The organism is uncultured Sphingomonas sp. (genome assembly GCF_913774285.1).
In the GTDB taxonomy this organism is placed as follows: domain Bacteria; phylum Pseudomonadota; class Alphaproteobacteria; order Sphingomonadales; family Sphingomonadaceae; genus Sphingomonas.
In genome coordinates this window covers 91,192-109,561 of sequence record NZ_CAJYHX010000017.1, presented here as the reverse complement: position 1 = coordinate 109,561, position 18,370 = coordinate 91,192, and the positions used below count along the sequence as shown (strand labels likewise).

Here is an 18,370-nt window from a genome sequence, read left to right as displayed (position 1 = left end):
TGCTCAGATCGTGCTGTGGGTGGAGGTCGCGAGTTCGTCGATCATCGCCACCACCTGGCGTGACGTCTCGCGCTGGGCACCAACCGACTGGGCGATGCCCGAGATCGCGCCGGTGGTCTTGTCGACGCAGCCGGCGATCGCCTCGAAGGCGTCGCGCGCCGAGCGGGACCGCTCGGTGCCCTGCGCCACGCGCTCGCTCGACTCGCCGATCAGCCGGTTGATCTCCTCGGCCGCCGAGGCGCTGCGCTCGGCGAGCTTGCGCACTTCCTCGGCGACGATCGAGAAGCCGACCCCGTGCTCGCCGGCACGTGCCGCCTCGATCGCGGCGTTGAAGGCGAGCAGGTTGGTTTGGCCGGCGAGATCGCCGATCACGTCGACGATGCTGGCGATCTTCTTCGACGACGCAGACATCAGCTCCATCGATTCGATCGTGCCCTCGATCGCGGTGGTCCCGCGATCCGCTGCCGCCTGGGTCTCGCTGGCGAGCCCCGTCGCGCTACAGGCGCCTTCGCTGATCGTCTTGATCGCTTCTGAGAGATCACCGACGACGCCCTGCATCTGCTCGGTCTTCGCGGCGATCTTGCGCTCCAGCATAACCTGGTCGGTGACGTCATAGGCATATTTGATCACCCGCGACGGATTGCCCTGCAGGTCGAACACCGGCGAGTAGCTCGCCTGGATGAACACGTCGCGGTCGTATTTGCCGATGCGGTGGAAGCGGCCCGACTGCCCCTCGCCGCGGCCGAGCGCGCGCCAGAAGTCGCCATATTCCTTCGACTTGAGATGCGCCGGATCGACGAACATCGAATGATGCCGGCCCTGGATCTCGCGCAGGGTGTAGCCCATGGTCGAGAGGAAGTTCTCGTTGGCGGTCAGGATTTCGCCGTCGAGGCTGAACTCGATGGTGGCCAGGCTGCGGTCGACCGCTTGGGCCCGGCTCTTGCCCTCGATCGCGGCCTTTTTGCGCTCCGTAATGTCGTGGGCGAACTTAACGACCTTCACGACGTTGCCGAGACCGTCGAAGATCGGGTTGTAGGTCGCGTTGAGCCAGATCTCCTCGCCCGCCTTGTTGCGGCGGCGGAAATCCCCGGCTGTGTATTCGCCGTGCGCCAGATCGGTCCAGAAGCGCGCATATTCCGGCGAATTCACCAGCTCGGCGTCGCAGAACATCTTGTGGTGCTTGCCCACCACGTCCTCGCGACGATAGCCGGTGGCACTCAGGAAATTCTCGTTCGCCTCCAGCACAACGCCCTCGGGGGTGAACTCGATCACCGCCTGCGCGCGGCTGATCGCGGCGACCTTGCCCTCGGCATCGGCGGCGCGCTGCTTCTGCTCGGTAATGTCAAAGGCATATTTCACCACCTTGATCAGCTTGCCGTCGGCATCGACGATCGGATTGTAGGTGGCGCGGATCCAGACGCGGCGGCCGTCCTTCCCGATCCGCGGGAAGATCCCGGCCTGGAACTCGCCCGCCGCCAGCGCACGCCAGAAATTGTTGTACTCCTCGCCCTTCACATAGTCCGGGTCGCAGCAGGTGCGGTGATGCTTGCCGATCAGCTCGCTGCGCTCATAGCCCATCGTCTGCAGGAACATTTCGTTCGCGGCGACGACATAGCCGTTGGTGTCGAACTCGATCACCGCGGTTGAGCGGTCGATCGCGGCGAGCTTGCCCGCAGCCTCGGCGGTATCGATCTGCTGCTTGGTCACGTCCATCGCGAACTTGACGATCTTCACCGGCAGGCCCTGATGGTCGAGAATCGGATTATAGGTCGCTTGGATCCAGCGATCGCTACCGTCCTTGGCGACGCGCTTGTACAGACCGCCATCGAATTCGCCGCGACCCAGCCGTTCCCAGAACTGGCGATAGGCGGGCGAGCGGGCATAGTCGGCAGTGCAGAAGATACGGTGATGTTGGTCGACCACTTCCTCGGCCTTGTAGCCGAGCAGGTCACAGAAATTCTCGTTGGCGCTGAGTACGCGGCCCGAGAGATCGAATTCGATCATCGCCGTGGCGCGGCTGAAAGCATTGAGCACGCTGCGGTTCAGCGCCGCCTCGATCTGCGCACCGCGCACGTCGCGCGCGATCAGCACGATGCTCTTCACCGCCCCCTTGTCGTCTTTGACCGGGGCATAATGGCCGGCGATCCAGGCATCCTTGCCCTCGCAGCCATTGCGGCGGGCGGTCTCCTCGATCGTCTCGCCGGCACGCAGACGTTCCCAGAAGGCCGCATAGGCCGGGCTGGCGGCATATTCCTCATCGCAGAAGAAGCGGTGGTGCTCGCCGACGACGGTCGAAAGCACGCACCCCATTGCGTCGAGGAAATGCTGGTTAGCGCGGGTCAGGATGCCGTCCGGACTGAACTCGGCCACCGCATAGAGGCGGTCGAGCACCGAGCCCACGTCATGGCAGAACGCCTCGTCCGATGCCTCTCCCCGACGCCCCTTGCCGAGGCCGCCCGCTTCCATGTTCATGCGCCGTTTGTCCCAATTCGCCCGACTGGATAGCCGGAGACGTTTTAAGGGAACTTATAGGCCGCAAACCTTCGGAAGCCGCCGGGAAATAGAGTTAATTTCCCGGCTCCGTAGTCGTACGGAAAGCGTCAGCGCAGCGCGTTGGCGACCAGCTTGTGGAGCTTCGAGTGGAGCCCGTCATTGGCGGCGAGGAACTGGTTGCGCTGCATCGCCATGTCCTGGCCGCGATAGTCGGTGACGAAGCCGCCCGCTTCCTTGACGAGCAGCATGCCCGCTGCGACGTCCCAGGGCTTCAGGTCCGATTCCCAATAGCCATCGAAGCGGCCCGCGGCGACCCAGGCGAGGTCAAGCGCGGCCGAGCCCAGCCGCCGGATGCCCGCAACTTCCGGTGCGACCGCGCCGAAGATGCGACTCCATTCGGCGAAATTGCCATGGCCCATGAACGGGATGCCCGTCGCGATCAGCGCCTCGGAAAGGTCCCGCCGTGCAGAGACGCGCAGCCGCTGGTCCTGCAGCCAGGCGCCGCGGCCCTTCTCGGCCCAGAAGCTCTCGTCGGTCAGCGGCTGGTAGATCAGGCCGTGGGTGATCTCGGGCTTGCCCTGACTGCCGTTCGGATCCTCGACCGCGATCGCGATCGAGAAATGCGGGATGCCGTGGAGGAAGTTGGTGGTGCCGTCGAGCGGGTCGACGATGAAGCGCGGCTTGTCCGGATCGCCCGGCAGCTCGCCGCCCTCTTCGGCCAGGATCCGCCAATCGGGCCGCGCCTTGCGCAGTTCCTCGATCAGCGTCTGTTCAGCGCGCTTGTCCGCCATGCTCACGAAATCGGCCGGGCCCTTGCGGCTGACCTGCAGGTGCGTGACCTCGTTGAAGTCGCGACGCAAGCGGGGAGCCGCCTTGCGTGCGGCACGGTCCATGACGGTGAGAAGGCCGGAAAAGGCTGCCATATCAATCTCTCTCCCTGCCGCTCACTGCGGGGGACTTAAGGAAGGCCTGACCCGAAACGGGAAAAGGGGACGCAGGCCTGCCGTCCCCTTCCCTTCGCATGTTCGGCCGAAGCCGGCAGATCAGTCCGCGCGGCGGACGTAGGTCTGCTCGTACACGTCGACGACGATCCGCGTGCCGCTGCCGATATGCGGCGGCACCATCACGCGCACGCCGTTGTCGAGCACGGCGGGCTTGTACGAGGAGGAGGCCGTCTGGCCCTTCACCACCGCGTCGGCCTCGACGATCGTGGCTTCGATCGTGTCGGGCAGCTGGACGCTGATCGCCTCGTCGTCATAGAGTTCCATCACCACGTCCATGCCGTCCTGCAGGAAGGCCGCGGCCTCGCCGAGCAGGTCGCGCGGCAGCGTCGTCTGATCGTAGGTTTCCTTATCCATGAACACGAGCATGTCGCCTTCCGGATACAGGAACTGGAAATCCTTGGTGTCGAGGCGCACGCGCTCCACGGTCTCGGCCGAGCGGAAGCGGACGTTGTTCTTGCGGCCGTCGCGCAGGTTCTTGAGTTCGACCTGCATATAGGCACCGCCCTTGCCGGGCTGGGTGTGCTGGATCTTGACGGCGCGCCAGATGCCGCCCTCATATTCGATGATGTTGCCGGGACGGATGTCCACGCCGCTGATCTTCATGGATCGTGCCTGTATGTGAGAAAGAGCTGAGCGGGGCCCTTTAGCTCCGCCCGGGCTTTCCCGCAAGCAGGGGATAGGGGTCGACGTTGGTGCCCTGCCACCAGCCCTCGCCGGGGGCCATGCGCTTGACCTCGAAATGGAGGTGCGGCGGGCCGCCCAAGGCGCTGCCGCTGGTGCCGACGGTGGCGATCGGCTGGCCCTGACGCACGGCGGCGCCTTCCGCCACGCCGATCGTGTCGAGATGGGCATAATAGTGCACCGTCCCGCCATCGGGCGTGCGGACATAGAGCGTGTGGCCGCCCAGATCGCTCTCGAACTGCTTCTCGACCCTGCCCGATGCGGCGGCGAGCACCGGGGTGCCCTTGCGCGCGAGGATGTCGATCGCGTGGTGCACGCGGTCGCCGTCGCCGCGGGGTTCGCCCCAATTGTCGCTGAGCGCCGAGGCCGGCACGCCCTGCACCGGGATTATGAGCCCAGACGACGCTGCCGGCGAGGCTGCGGGCATCGGAGCCGCTGCCTGGACGCGCGGCGCCTGCCCCGCCGGCAGGAAGCGCACCCGCGACACCAGCAGCGCGAGCAGCGCCACCAGCACCAGCCCCGCGATCAGGCCGAAGCGCCGCACGGCGTTACTCCTGGAAGAACGCCGGGGTGCCCGGCTTCACCATCAGCGCGACGCGGGCGGCATCCCAGTTGGTCAGGCGGATGCAGCCATGGCTTTCGGTGCGGCCGATCGTCTGCGGCTCGGGGGTGCCGTGGATGCCGTAATGGTCCTTGGACAGGTCGATCCAAACCACGCCGACCGGGCCGTTGGGCCCCGGCGGCAGCATCGCGGGATCGTCGCCCTTCTTGGCGTCCCAGAACAGCTTCGGGTTATAATGAAACTTAGGGTTAGTATCCACCCCATTGATTTTCCAGCGACCGATCGGCAGCGGGTCATGCTCGCTGCCCATCGTGGCGCTGAACTGCGCGACCAGCCGGTTGCCCGTGCCATACACCTTGAGCACGCCCTCGGACTTGTCGACGACGATATGGTCGGCCTGGGGCTGGCGCGGGTCGACGTTGAGCATGCTCAGCGTCTGGCGCCAGTCGGGCTTCCAGTCGGTGGGATAGTCCCGCGAGCCGGGCAGCGCATTGGGCAGCCGCAGCATCGTGCCGGTCTTGATCGTCGTCAAGCCGGGGTTGAGTGCGGTGATGACTTCAGACGTGGTGTGAAACATCTCCGCCAACTTCTCGAGTGGATTGCGATAGCCGAGCGTCTTCAGCTTGCCCTGCTCGGTCAGGTCCTTGGGAATCGGATCGACGAACGGCCCCTGCATCGTCGTCGCGCCGACCGCGAGCGTCCGCACCGGCCGCAGCGCGCGATACTGGTGGAGCACCGCCAGCGTCGCCGGGTCGATCACGCCGGTAACCTTCAGCCCGCGCGCTTCCTGCAGCCCGCGCACCGCGGCGGTGAGCGACTGGCCGGCGCGCCCGTCGAGGATGCCCGGCCCGAAGCCGAGATGCTCCAGGATCACCTGCGCGTGGAGGATGTTGCGGTCAACCGGCGGCTTGGGGCTCGGGGCCTGCGCCATGGCGGGCGCGGCGAACAACGCGGCAATTCCGAACACCCATTTCCGCATGCAGCCTCTCCCGATCCTGTACCTGATCCGGGCTAAACGTTCGCATGCGCCTCCCGGTTGCCGCTGCGGGCAAACCCCGATGGACAAGCGGCGCCTCCCATGCCCTACTCAACGCGATGCGGGGGATTCTTTCAGAAGCGGAACAAGTGCTCGGCTCGCCGGTGCGCAACCTGGTTTCGATCCTGCTATTCGTGCTCGCGGTCGCCGTGCTGGCGACAATCGGCTACATGGCGGCGGGGTGGAGCTTCGCCGATGCGAGCTACATGGTCGTGCTGACCATCTACACCGTCGGATACGGCGAGATCCGCCCGATCGACACCCCCTATCTCCACGCGCTGACCATGGGCACGATGGTGCTCGGCTGCACCGGCATGATCCTGCTCACCAGCGCGCTTGTCCAGTTCTTCACAATGCTGCAATTGCAGAGTATTTTCGGAGCAACCCGCATGCAGAGCCGCATCGACAAGCTCGCCGACCATGTCGTGATCTGCGGCTATGGCCGGATCGGGGTGATGCTCGCCCGCGACCTGTCCCGCGCCGCGGTGCCGGTGGTGGTGATCGAGCGCGGCCCCGAACGCCGCGCCGAGGCCGAGGCGGCGGGGCTGTGCACCCTCTCCGGCGACGCCACCGAGGAGGAGGTGCTGATCGCCGCAGGCATCCAGCGCGCCCGAGCGCTCGCGACGGTGCTTCCCGACGATGCGGCGAACGTGTTCATCACGCTCAGCGCCCGCAATCTCAATGGCGGGCTGGAGATCATCGCCCGCGGCGAGGCGCCGACCACCGAGCGCAAGCTGATCCATGCCGGCGCCGACCGCGTCGTCTTCCCCACCCATATCGGCGCCGAGGCGATGGCGCGGATGATCCTCTATCCGCACCGCGAGCATGTCCAGAGCGACGAGCAACTGGCGCGGCTGCGACGCGAGCTCGGCGCGCTGGGGCTGGAGGTGGAGATGGTCGAGGTCGCGAAAGGCTCGACCATAGCGGGCCTGAGCGTCGAGGAAGCCGAGCGGCGGGCGGAGGGCAGCGTCTTCATCGTCCAGATCGACCGCCCGGACGGCCGCTCGATCCCCCGCCCCGCCCGCGACGAGCGGCTGGAGGCCGGCGACAAGGCAGTGGTGGTGATGCGCGACGTCGCCGCAGGCGCGCGGGCGCTGTTCACGTCGCGGGCGGAGATCCGTGCCGGGCGAAACAAGTTTTGAGGGGGCTGTTCGCGTCGGCACATAAGCCCCTCCCCTTCAGGGGGGTGGGGTGGGGCTGTGTCTCACCGAGACCGACGCATGTTCTGGAATCCCTCCACCCCAACCCCTCTTCCAAGGAGGAGGGGCTAAGAACGTGTACCCCTTCAGCCCCCCTTCATCTCCCACCCCATAAGGCGCAACGATGGCGACACCCTCCCCCCGCATCCGCCGTCTCGCCTGGAAGCGCTGGGCGGCCGCCCTTGTCGCGCTGCTCGCCGCAATCGCCTTCGGGGTCTATTGGAGCGCGGGCTTCCTCGATCGCGATCCCGTCCACCTCTACGGCATGCCCGAACGGCCCGGCGCCGCCCCGGTCGCCGCGGTGTTCCTCTCCGGCGACATGGGGCTTCGCTACGGCATGGGTTCCTATGTGGTCGAGGCGCTCGCCGGGGCCGGGGTGCCGGTCTATGCGGTGGCGAGCTCGACCGCCTTCGCCCGACGCCAGACCCATGCCGAGGTGCAGGCGCTGCTGATCAACGCGATTCGCGAGGCGCAACGCCGCTCGGGCGCGACCAGGGTGATCGTCATCGGCCAGTCCTTCGGCGCGGACATGGCGCGGGTGGCCCTGGCGTCGCTCCCGCCGGCGCTCCGTGCCCAGGTCGCCGCGCTGGTGCTCGTCGTGCCTGGCACCGACGCCTATTTCCGCGCCGACCCGCTCGGCTTCGCCTATATCGGCGCCCCCGATGCCGATGCCGCCTCGGCGCGCGCGCTCGACTGGCTGCCGGTCACCTGCATCCGCGGGGAGGACGAGACCGACAGCCTCTGCCCCACCCTGCTCGCCCCGAACGTGCGCCGCATCACCCTGCCGGGCGGCCATTTCCTGCGGATGGACCACGACCTGCTGGTCCGCACCGTGTTTGCTGCGCTCGCGCCCGTGCTCGGCACGCATTTGGACGCGCCTGCGCCATGAGCGCCCGCTCGATTGCCCGCGACCGACCCCGCGGATAAAGGCGGGCGGGCGCAAGGGAAAGGCGCCGTTGGGGGAGTTGGATGCAGATCGCCGAAACCGAGGCGCCGGAGGAAGAGCCGTTGACCGCAAACGGTCTGCTGGCCTGGTTCGCGCGCCATCGCCGGCCACTGCTGATCCTGGTGACGCTGGCGCTGGCGGCTTTGGGCTTCGAGGCGGTGCGTACCATCCTCGCCGAGGTGCGCCTGCGCGACGTGCGACACGCGCTGCACCAGATCGAGCCGGCGCGGCTGGCGGCGGCGCTGGGGCTGACCACCGCCTCCTATCTCGCGCTCACCCTCTACGACTGGTTCGCGGTGCGGGCCATCGGGGAGCGGCTGCCGTGGCGGACGGCGGCGCTGGCCTCGTTCACCAGCTATACGATCAGCCATAATCTCGGCCTATCGCTGCTCACCGGCGGCACCGCGCGGCTGCGGGCGTACGGCGCGGCGGGGCTCGACTTCGCCGATGTCGCCCGCATCACGCTGATCGCCGGCGCCACCTTCTGGAGCGGAGTGTTCGCGGTGACCGCCATCGCGCTGCTCGCCGCCCCGCAGCCGCTGGCGCTGTTCGGCCAGACGCTGCCGCTGGCGCTGCTCCATGGCGCCGGGCTGGCGGTGCTGCTCGCCTTCGCCGTGCTGTTCGTGGCCCGCGCCCGCGGGCTGGCGGAGTTGCGTCTCGGCAGTGCGACCCTGCCGCTGCCGCCCGTGCCGCTGATGGCGGGCCAGATCGGCATCGCCGCGATCGACCTCGCCTGCGCCTCGGGCGCGCTGTTCGTGCTGATCCCCCATGCCGATCCCGCGCTGATCGGCAGCTTCTACCTCGCCTATGCGCTCGCCATCGTCATCGCGCTGGTCACCCATGTGCCCGGCGGAATCGGCGTGTTCGAGGCGGTGATGCTCGCACTGGTGCCGATCGGCCGCAGCGACCTGTTCGCGGCACTGCTGCTCTACCGGCTGGTCTATTATCTGCTCCCGCTGCTGGTGGCCGGCGGACTGCTGGTCGGCATCGAGGGGCGGCGGCTGCGGCATCCGATCGCCACCGGCCTGGGTGTCGCCCACCGGATCGGACAGGTGCTCGTACCGCCGCTCCTGGCGCTGCTGGTGTTCGGCGGCGGGCTGGTGCTGCTCGTCTCGGGTGCGCTGCCGCCCGCGCATGGCCGGATGCACCCCTTGCACGGCATCCTGCCGCTGCCCTTCGTCGAGGGCTCGCACTTCGCCGCGAGCCTGGTCGGCACCGCGCTGCTGCTGATCGCGCCTGCCGTGCAGGCGCGGCTCAAGAGCGGCTTCCACGCCGCGCGGCTGCTGCTGGTGGCGGGGGCCGTCTTCTCGATCGCCAAGGGCATCGACGTCGAGGAAGCGACGGTGCTGCTGATCGTCGCCGGGCTGCTCCAATATGCCCGCCCCGGCTTCTACCGCAGCGCCGGGATCGGCTCGGCGCCGGTCGCGCGCTGGTGGTGGGCGGCGGCGCTGATCGCGCTGCTGCTCAGCGCCTGGGCGGGCTTCTTCGCCTACAAGCGCGTGCCGTACAGCGACGATCTCTGGTGGGACTTCGCGTGGCGCGGCAACGCCCCCCGCTTCCTCCGCGCGACGCTGGGCGCGACGATGCTGCTGGTCGGCTGGGCGTTCTGGCGGCTGATGTCCGCCGCACCCCGGGTGCGCGAGCACCAGGCGCTCGATCCGGAGGTGGCCGCGCGCGCGATCGCCGTCACCAGCCGGGCGGACGCGATGCTGGCCTATACCGGCGACAAGGACTTCCTCGTCTCCACCTCGGGCGACGCCTTTCTGATGTACCGGGTGCAGGGCCGCACCTGGATCGTGATGGGTGACCCCGTCGGCCCGGAGGAAGCCTGGTCCGAGCTGATCTGGGAAATCCGCCGCCGCTGCGACGCCGCGCGGGGCCGGCTCTGCCTGTTCCAGGTGAGCGCGGCGATGCTGCCGCTGGTCGTCGAACTCGGCCTTCAGCCGCTCAAATATGGCGAAGAAGCCGTCGTGGACCTCCGCCACGGCTATGATCTCAAGGGCGGCCAGTTCAAGTCGTTGCGCTATTCGGTGAAGCGCGCGACCGGCGAGGGGCTGGTGTTCGAAGTGATCCCTGCCGCGCAGGTGCCCGCCCTGCTCCCCGACCTCCAGCGCGTCTCCGATGCCTGGCTGGCGGACAAGCCCGGCGCGGAGAAACGCTTCAGCCTCGGTCGCTTCGATGCAGCCTATCTCGCGCATTTCGATTGCGCCGTGCTGCGGCTGGCGGGCGAGATCGTCGCGTTCGCCAATCTGTGGGAGACGCCCAATCGCGAGGAGATCTCGGTCGACCTGATGCGCCACCTGCCGGACACGCCCTATGGCGCGATGGACCTGCTGTTCGTGCGGCTGCTGCAATATGGCGCCGCGCAGGGCTTCCAGCGCTTCAACCTCGGCATGGCGCCGCTCTCCGGCCTCAAACCCGGGCCGCTCGCGCCGATCTGGTCGCGGCTCGGCGCGGCGGTCTATGGCCATGGCGAGCGGATCTACGGCTTTTCGGGGCTGCGATCGTTCAAGCAGAAGTTCGGGCCCAGCTGGGTGCCCCGCTATATCGGCACCACGCCGGGCGTATCGGTCCCGCGGGCGCTCATCGATGCGGCGGTGCTGATCGGCGGATAACCCCTTGGGTTCCGCGCCCCGCACCCCACATGCTGCACCGCAATCCAGGGAGACACGCATGGACCTCGCATTTCTCGGGCTCGGACAGATGGGGATCGGCATGGCGGGCGCGCTGCTCGATGCCGGGCACACGCTCACCGTCTGGAACCGCTCGCCCGACAAGGCCGCGACGCTTACCGAACGCGGCGCCCGCCTTGCCCGCACGCCCCGCGAAGCCGCCGACGGCGCGCAGGCCGTGCTGACCATGGTGGCGGACGATGCCGCGCTGGAGGCGATCCTCGACGGCGAGGACGGCGTGCTCGCGGGCATGGCGCCGGGCGCGCTGCATCTCTCGCACAGCACCATCGCCGTCGCCACCGCCGACAAGCTGGCCGAGCGCCATGCCGAGGCAGGCCATCACTTCGTCTCGGCGCCGGTGTTCGGCCGCCCGCCGGTCGCCGCGCAGGGCAAGCTCGCCATCGTCGCCGCCGGCGCGCCCGAGGCGATAGAAGCCGCCGCGCCGATCCTCGATGCGCTCGGCCGCGTCACCTTCCCGATGGGCGACAAACCCTCGGCGGCGAACCTGGTGAAGCTCGCCGGCAACTTCATGATCATGGCGACCGTCGAGGCGTACGGCGAGGCGATGTCGCTCGGCGAGAAGGGCGGCGTGGCGCGCGAGAAGATGCTCGAGGTATTCTCGGGCACGATCTTCGACGGCGCGATCCACAAGGTCTATGGCCCGCCGATCGCCGAGCGCCGCCACCGCCCGGCCGGCTTCGCCGCGCCGCTGGGCCTCAAGGACATACGCCTCGCCGGTGAGGCCGCCGCAGCCGTCGGCGCCAAGATGCCGCTGCTCGACCTGGTCCGCGCGCACCTCACCGAGACCGTGAAGACCGAAGGCAGCGACGTCGACGTGACCGCGCTGGCCGAGACCATCGCCAAGCTGTGAACGCGCGCTCCCCTCCCGCCTGCGGGAGGGGTTGGGGGTGGGAACGACGTGGAAGAAGCGCTTTGAAGCTTCAGCCCCTCCCCTAACCCCTCCCGCAAGCGGGAGGGGAACACAAGGGGCGCAGCCTTCCTTCCGCAGGAAGAGCCGGATCTAGGACGGACGCCCTTCCCCCCTGCTCCGATCCCGCGTACATTTCCCATATGATCACTCGGCTTTTCCTCGCCCATCCGCGCAGCGTCGGCGAAAGCTATGGCGAGCATGCCGCCACCGCGGCCCGGTTCGGCGTGACGATGATGGTCGGCGGCGCCGCCTGCATCGTCCATGCGGTGCTGCCCTTCCTGTTCGTCCGCACCGCGAGCGACTCGGTGAAGCGGCTCTATGCCCAGATGAAGGCGCGCCAGCCCGCCTTTGCCGAGCAGCAGCCCGCCTTCCGCCAGCCCGAGTGGCAACTAGACTACGAAATCTGACGCCGGCATCGGGGGAGCCGCAACCATGATCGAACACGTCGCCATCATCGGCGCGGGCTTTTCGGGCACGCTCCAGGCGATCAACCTGATCCGCCACGAAGGCCCACGCGCGACGCTGATCGAGCGCGCGCCGGTGGCGGGCACCGGCCTCGCCTATGGCGCCGCCCATCCCTCGCATTTGCTCAACGTGCGCGCCGCGAACATGAGCGCCTTTCCCGACGATCCCGCGCATCTCGTCCGCTGGCTGGAGGCACGCGGGGTGGAGCATGCCGCGACCAGCTTCGTGCCGCGCCGCGTCTATGGCGAATATCTGCGCGAGATGCTGGACGAGGCGCTCGCCCGCTATCCGGACCGCCTGCGCCTCGTCCGCGGCGAAGTGGCGGACGTGACCTTCGATGCCGAAGGCGCGACGCTCCAGCTGGCCGAGGGCACGCTGCGCGCCGATGCCGCGGTGCTCGCGGTCGGCAACCTGCCCCCGCACGACCCGCCGGGGCTGGATCCCGCGACGCTCTCCGCCGAACGCTACAAGGGCGATCCCTGGGACCCGAGCGTGCCCGATGGCCTTTCGGACCGCGATACCGTGCTGGTGATCGGCACCGGCCTCACCATGGTCGACGTGGCACTGCTGCTCGAGGCGCGCGGGTTCGGCGGCAAGATCGTCGCGGTGTCGCGCCGCGGCCTGCTCCCCCGCCCCCATGGCCCGGGACAGGACTGGGACAAGATCCGCGAGCGCCCGCGCACCCAGGCGTCTTCGCTGGTCCGTACCGTGCGCAACCGCGCCGAACAGGTCGGCTGGCGCAACGCGGTCGACGAGCTTCGCCCCTTCACCCAGCCGATGTGGGCCAATGCCAGCGAGGACGAGCGCGCCCGCTTCCTCCGCCATTTGCGCCCCTGGTGGGACGTCCACCGCCATCGCCTCGCCCCCGAGGTCCATGGCCGGCTGCAGGCGCTGATCGACCGCGGCCAGCTGGAAGTGTGCGCCGCCAAGACCTTGGGGTTCGTCGAAGGCCCGGACGGGATCGCCGTCACCCTCCGCCCGCGCGGGCAGGACGCGCCCGAGACGATCCTCGCCCAGCGCATCGTCAACTGCACCGGCCCGCTCGGCGACCTTGCCCGCAGCCGCGAGCCGCTGCTCCAGCGCCTTGCCGCCCGCGGCGTGATCCGCCCCGATCCCGCGCATATCGGTATCGACGTCGACAACCAGGGCCAGACCATCGCCGCCGACGGCACCGCCAACGCGACTCTCTACGCGTTGGGACCCATGACCCGCGGCGCCTTCTGGGAAATCGTCGCGGTGCCCGACATCCGCACCCAGACCTGGGCAGTCGCCCGCCGCCTCTCCAACGCCCACTGGGTCGGCGGCGAGGGTCTGTGACGAACTGGTAACATTTGACACTAAATCGGGAGTTGGGGTATCAGGTCGGCCATGACCGATACCGCCAATCCGCTCGGCCTCAACGGCTTCGAGTTCGTCGAGTTCACCTCGCCCGATCCGGACGCGATGGCGCGCCAGTTCGAGCAGTTGGGCTTCGTCCCCACCCATCGCCACCCGCGCAAGAACATCACCCGCTACAAGCAGGGCCGCATCAACCTGATGCTCAACCGCGACGATGCCGGTCGCGTGGCCTCCTTTCGCGGCGAGCATGGCCCCTCGGCCAGCGCGATGGCATTCCGCGTTGCGGACCCCAAAAAGGCGATGGACTGGGCGCTCGCCCATGGCGGCAAGCCTACGGATGAGGACGACACCGTCATCCAGGGCATCGGCGGCTCCTACCTCTATTTCATCCAGGACGGCAGCGACCTTTATGCCGACTGGGCCGAGTTCCCGGGCTGGGGCGAGGCGGAGGCGGAGAACAGCGTCGGGCTCGACCTGCTCGACCACCTCACCCACAATGTCCGCCGCGGCCAGATGCGGGTGTGGAGCGAATTCTACCGCACGCTCTTCGGCTTCGAGGAGCAGAAGTATTTCGACATCAAGGGCAAGGCGACCGGCCTGTTCAGCCAGGCGATGATCGCGCCCGACAAGGCGATCCGCATCCCGCTCAACGAGAGCCAGGACGACAACAGCCAGATCGAGGAATTCCTCCGCGAATATAACGGCGAAGGCATCCAGCACCTCGCGCTCACCACCGACGACATCTACGACACGGTCGAGCGCCTGCGCGCCCGCGGCGTGCGGCTGCAGGACACGATCGAAACCTATTACGAGCTGATCGACAAGCGCGTCCCCGGCCACGGCGAGGACGTCGAGCGGCTGCGCAAGAACCGCATCCTGATCGACGGCTCGGTGGAGAATAACGAGGGCATCCTGCTCCAGATCTTCACCGAGACAATGTTCGGGCCGATCTTCTTCGAGATCATCCAGCGCAAGGGTAACGAAGGCTTCGGGAACGGCAATTTCCAGGCGCTGTTCGAGAGCATCGAGCTCGACCAGATCCGCCGCGGCGTGATCAAGGTCGACGCCTGACGAGTTCGGAGAGGGAGAGAGCCGGGGGTGCCGCCGCAGGAACAGCATGGCATACCCCGGCCCCATTCCTTGCCCGTTGGGACCGGACCAACCGCAGCCCAAAACCCACCGTCATCCCCGCGAAAGCGGGGATCCATTGGCGCTGAAGCTGCGGTTCCTGCCTCGAGCGTCTTGGAAAATAGATTCCCGCTTTCGCGGGAATGACGAAATTGGGCCAATGAGCCCCCGAGAGGCGGTAGCCTTCCGAGGAGGAGGAGCAGGATGACCCACTATTTCCCCGGCTTCGGCAACCATGTCTCGACCGAGGCTGTCCCCGGCGCACTGCCGATCGGCCGCAACAGCCCCCAGCGGCCGCCTTATGGCCTCTATGCCGAGCAGCTCTCCGGCACCGCCTTTACCGCGCCGCGCGCGGAGAACCGCCGCTCGTGGCTCTATCGGCTGCGCCCCAGCGCCGAGCACCCGCCCTACCGCGCCTATGACGGCGCGCCGCGCTTCTCGCCGCACACCCCGCTGAAGCCGCTCGCCCCCAACCGCCTGCGCTGGGATCCGATCCCCGCAGCCGCCGCGCCGGTCGACTGGATCGACGGCATGGAGACGATGCTCGCCACCCGCGATCCCGCCGATCTGGAAGGCGTGGTCGTTCACCGCTACGCCGCCAATCGCGACATGGAGACGCGCGCCTTCGTAGACGCCGACGGCGAGCTGCTCTTCATCCCGCAAGCCGGCGCGCTCACGCTACTGACCGAACTCGGCAGGATCGACATCGCCCCCGGCCATATCGCGGTGATCCCGCGCGGAGTCCGCTTCCGCGTGCTGCTGCCCGACGGCGCCGCCACCGGCTATGTTGCCGAGAATTTCGGCGCGCCTTTCCGCCTGCCCGATCTAGGGCCGATCGGCGCCAACGGCCTCGCCAATCCGCGCGACTTCGAGACGCCCGCCGCCTGGTTCGAGGATCGCGACACGCCGTTCCAGCTTGTGCAGAAGTCGTTGGCAAATCTGTGGATAACCTCGCTGCCGCACAGCCCGCTCGACGTGGTGGCGTGGCACGGCAACCTCGCGCCCTATCGCTACGATCTCGCCCGGTTCAATACGATGAACACGGTCAGCTTTGATCATCCCGATCCCTCGATCTTCACCGTCCTCACCTCGCCCAGCACCGTCGCCGGACGGGCCAACGCCGATTTCGTGATCTTCCCGCCGCGCTGGATGGTGGCGGAGGACACGTTCCGCCCACCCTGGTTCCACCGCAACGTGATGAGCGAGGCCATGGGGCTGATCCACGGCGCGTACGACGCCAAGGCGGAAGGCTTCGCGCCAGGCGGCCTGTCGCTCCACAACCTCATGGCAGGCCATGGTCCCGACGTCGCCAGCTGGCGCGGCGCGACCACCGCGGACCTGAAGCCGCACAAGATCGACGGCACCCTGGCGTTCATGGTCGAGACCTGCTGGCCCTATCGCCCGACCGCACACGCGCTCGCTCACGCCCAGCCCGACTATGACGCAGTATGGGAAGGCTTCCCCAAGGCACAGCTGCCGTGAAGCGTGTCGGTGCCGCATGGCAGCTGCATTGCTACCGAAGGAAGGGGGACGCCTTCACAAGACATCGTCATTCCCGCGAAGGCGGGAATCCATTGCCCTGGGCGCAGGGGGAAGGAAGCGACAATGCAGCGCCAATGGATCCCCGCCTTCGCGGGGATGACGAACGTCGGAGTTCGCGGGCAGCCACGCTCCCCGTTCCGGGGAGGATCTAATGGAGCGCCTCACCACCACTCCCGCCGGCGTGACGCTCGGCCCGCTCGACCTGATCCCCGACGGCACCGCGCGCGCCTTCGTGCTGGAGATGCGCGCCGGTCGCTTCCACGGCTTCGTCGTTCGCCGAGGGCATCGGGTCTATGGCTATGTCGACCGATGTGCGCACATGCCGGTACCGCTCAGCCAAGAACTAGATGCCTATCTCACGCCCGACGCTGGCCATATCCAGTGCAGCTGGCACGGCGCGCTCTACAGGATAGACGACGGAGTGTGCGTCGGCGGCCCCTGCGCCGGCAGCACCTTGCTGCCATGGCCAGTATCAATAGAAAACGTAAATATCGTTACTTCATGAAGACGCTTCGAAGGCACATTCACCAATGTAATCACTTCATATGTATTCATGTGTTGACCGACTCAGGTGGCTCCCGTACTTTATTTTTGGCATCTGCAGCCATGCTGCACTGCCGCAGGAGAAGGATGGAACCATGGCAGACCTTACCAAGTTCGTTAACTCCGCCCTCAAGCAGGGAGAAAGCTTCGACGTATATTTGAACCGGTTTCCCAAGATCGGAACCGGCTTCATGAACACGCTCAATCAGCTGAATGCCGATCTGAAGATCGATGCATCTGTTCTCGGGAACAAGATCCAGGGCGACATCGCCATCACGATGCCGGATCTCAGCCCGTCGGGGACCTGCACGATCAATCTGCTTGGAAACACCCAGCAGGCACCGTACCGGACCCAGGGCAACAAGCTCGAAATCGACGTTGCCGGGCGCACCGTTACCTTCTACGGCGGCAGCAAGGAATGGAGCTGGATCGACGTGAGCGGCGTCCCCGGCTCGATCGGCATCTGGCCGACCAGCCACGTCCTGCGCCAGGAGGATGAAGTCGATCTCGCGGGCGCGCTCGCCTGAAGCCCCACCAGCACCCCGGAGAATAAGGGTCGCTCCGGGGTTTTTTCGTACCTGCTCTCCTCCCTCTTGCCGGTGGCGGCAAAATGCGGGAAATAGCCAAAAAAGGTCAGCACTGCTGACGCGCATTGGAGAGAGAGAAGCCTTGGACGCCTCACTTGATTTCGCCCTCGGCGATTCCGCCGACATGATCCGCGAGACCACCGCGCGCTTCGCCCGAGACAAGATCGCCCCGCTCGCCGCGCGGATCGATGCCGAGGACTGGTTCCCACGCGACGAGCTCTGGGCGGCGATGGGCGAACTCGGCCTGCACGGCATCACCGTGCCGGAGGCCGATGGCGGGCTCGGCCTCGGCTATCTCGAACATGTCATCGCCTGCGAGGAAGTCGCCCGCGCCTCGGCCTCGATCGGGCTCAGCTACGGCGCGCATTCCAACCTCTGCGTCAACCAGATCGCCCGCTGGGGCAATGCCGAGCAGAAGGCCAAATATCTCCCCAAGCTGATCTCGGGCGAGCATGTCGGCAGCCTGGCGATGTCCGAGGCGGGTGCGGGCTCCGACGTCGTCTCGATGAAGCTCAAGGCCGAGAAGGTCCAGGGCGGCTATGTGCTCAACGGCACCAAGTTCTGGATCACCAACGCGGCCTATGCGGACACGCTGGTGGTGTACGCCAAGACCGGCGAAGGATCGCGCGGCATCACGACGTTCCTGATCGAAAAGGGCATGCCGGGCTTCGCGATCGGCCAGAAAATCGACAAGATGGGCATGCGCGGCTCGCCTACCGCCGAACTCGTGTTCAGCGACTGCGAGGTGCCGGAAGAGAACGTCATGGGTCCGCTCAACGGCGGCGTGGGCGTGCTGATGAGCGGGCTCGACTATGAGCGCGCGGTGCTCGCCGGCATCCAGCTCGGCATCATGCAGGCCTGTATCGACGTGGTCCTGCCGTACCTGCGCGAGCGCAAGCAGTTCGGCCAGGCGATCGGCAGCTTCCAGCTGATGCAGGCCAAGATCGCCGACATGTATGTCGCCCTCAATTCCGCACGGGCGTACGTCTACGCCGTGGCGCGCAGCTGCGATGCGGGCAAGACGACGCGCTTCGACGCCGCGGGCGCGATCCTGCTCGCCAGCGAGAATGCCTTCCGCGTCGCCGGCGAGGCGGTGCAGGCGCTGGGCGGCGCCGGCTACACCAAGGACTGGCCGGTCGAACGCTTCCTGCGCGACGCCAAGCTGCTCGACATCGGTGCGGGGACAAACGAGATCCGCCGCATGCTGATCGGCCGCGAATTGCTGGGGGCGGCGTAAGCACCG

General features: G+C 67.5%; 16 protein-coding genes. 11 read left to right on the top strand and 5 right to left on the bottom strand.

The features are described 5' to 3' along the window. Positions 1-3: 3 nt before the first annotated feature. The 5 genes from QZ670_RS07560 to QZ670_RS07540 all read right to left on the bottom strand — a co-directional run bounded on the left by QZ670_RS07560 (position 4) and on the right by QZ670_RS07540 (position 5,719). The gene (locus QZ670_RS07560; protein ID WP_294253617.1) at positions 4-2,472 is read right to left on the bottom strand and encodes a PAS domain S-box protein; all 2,469 of its coding nucleotides are present in this window, start codon (positions 2,470-2,472) and stop codon (positions 4-6) included. A 128-nt stretch (positions 2,473-2,600) separates the two neighbouring features. Next, a complete protein-coding gene (locus QZ670_RS07555) occupies positions 2,601-3,416 on the bottom strand; it encodes an inositol monophosphatase family protein (protein ID WP_141985631.1) in 816 nt (271 codons plus the stop codon). 120 nt (positions 3,417-3,536) lie between these two features. Beyond that, positions 3,537-4,100 carry an elongation factor P gene (efp, locus tag QZ670_RS07550; protein ID WP_064312161.1) on the bottom strand — a complete coding sequence of 188 codons (564 nt, stop codon included), beginning with the start codon at positions 4,098-4,100 and terminating at the stop codon, positions 3,537-3,539. A 40-nt stretch (positions 4,101-4,140) separates the two neighbouring features. Continuing rightward, a complete protein-coding gene (locus QZ670_RS07545; protein ID WP_294253607.1) occupies positions 4,141-4,722 on the bottom strand; it encodes a M23 family metallopeptidase in 582 nt (193 codons plus the stop codon). A gap of 4 nt (positions 4,723-4,726) precedes the next feature. Continuing rightward, a complete protein-coding gene (locus QZ670_RS07540) occupies positions 4,727-5,719 on the bottom strand; it encodes a L,D-transpeptidase family protein (RefSeq protein ID WP_294253605.1) in 993 nt (330 codons plus the stop codon). Positions 5,720-5,835: 116 nt separating this feature from the next. Here QZ670_RS07540 and QZ670_RS07535 point away from each other — a divergent pair, with 116 nt between their 5' ends. The 11 genes from QZ670_RS07535 to QZ670_RS07485 all read left to right on the top strand — a co-directional run bounded on the left by QZ670_RS07535 (position 5,836) and on the right by QZ670_RS07485 (position 18,364). Next, positions 5,836-6,918, top strand: a complete 1,083-nt coding sequence (locus QZ670_RS07535; RefSeq protein WP_294253603.1) for a potassium channel protein — start codon at positions 5,836-5,838, stop codon at positions 6,916-6,918. 181 nt (positions 6,919-7,099) lie between these two features. Next, a complete protein-coding gene (locus QZ670_RS07530) occupies positions 7,100-7,864 on the top strand; it encodes an AcvB/VirJ family lysyl-phosphatidylglycerol hydrolase (RefSeq protein ID WP_294253601.1) in 765 nt (254 codons plus the stop codon). Between the two features lie 80 nt (positions 7,865-7,944). Further along, a complete protein-coding gene (gene mprF, locus QZ670_RS07525; RefSeq protein WP_294253599.1) occupies positions 7,945-10,536 on the top strand; it encodes a bifunctional lysylphosphatidylglycerol flippase/synthetase MprF in 2,592 nt (863 codons plus the stop codon). Between the two features lie 58 nt (positions 10,537-10,594). Beyond that, on the top strand, positions 10,595-11,464 hold the full coding sequence (locus QZ670_RS07520; protein ID WP_294253597.1) for an NAD(P)-dependent oxidoreductase: 870 nt from the start codon (positions 10,595-10,597) through the stop codon (positions 11,462-11,464). Between the two features lie 200 nt (positions 11,465-11,664). Further along, on the top strand, positions 11,665-11,931 hold the full coding sequence (locus tag QZ670_RS07515; protein WP_010545163.1) for a DUF6356 family protein: 267 nt from the start codon (positions 11,665-11,667) through the stop codon (positions 11,929-11,931). 25 nt (positions 11,932-11,956) lie between these two features. After that, positions 11,957-13,306, top strand: coding sequence for an FAD/NAD(P)-binding protein (locus QZ670_RS07510; protein WP_294253596.1), 1,350 nt, complete (start codon positions 11,957-11,959; stop codon positions 13,304-13,306). A 51-nt stretch (positions 13,307-13,357) separates the two neighbouring features. After that, complete coding sequence (hppD, locus tag QZ670_RS07505; protein WP_294253595.1) at positions 13,358-14,398, top strand: 4-hydroxyphenylpyruvate dioxygenase; 1,041 nt, start codon at positions 13,358-13,360, stop codon at positions 14,396-14,398. A gap of 261 nt (positions 14,399-14,659) precedes the next feature. Further along, positions 14,660-15,937, top strand: a complete 1,278-nt coding sequence (hmgA, locus tag QZ670_RS07500; protein ID WP_294253594.1) for a homogentisate 1,2-dioxygenase — start codon at positions 14,660-14,662, stop codon at positions 15,935-15,937. Positions 15,938-16,148: 211 nt separating this feature from the next. After that, entirely contained in the window at positions 16,149-16,502 is a 354-nt protein-coding gene (locus tag QZ670_RS07495) for a Rieske (2Fe-2S) protein (RefSeq protein ID WP_294253592.1), read from the top strand. A 133-nt stretch (positions 16,503-16,635) separates the two neighbouring features. Beyond that, on the top strand, positions 16,636-17,067 hold the full coding sequence (locus QZ670_RS07490; RefSeq protein WP_294253590.1) for a hypothetical protein: 432 nt from the start codon (positions 16,636-16,638) through the stop codon (positions 17,065-17,067). 142 nt (positions 17,068-17,209) lie between these two features. Continuing rightward, positions 17,210-18,364, top strand: a complete 1,155-nt coding sequence (locus tag QZ670_RS07485; protein ID WP_294253588.1) for an isovaleryl-CoA dehydrogenase — start codon at positions 17,210-17,212, stop codon at positions 18,362-18,364. Positions 18,365-18,370 lie beyond the last annotated feature (6 nt).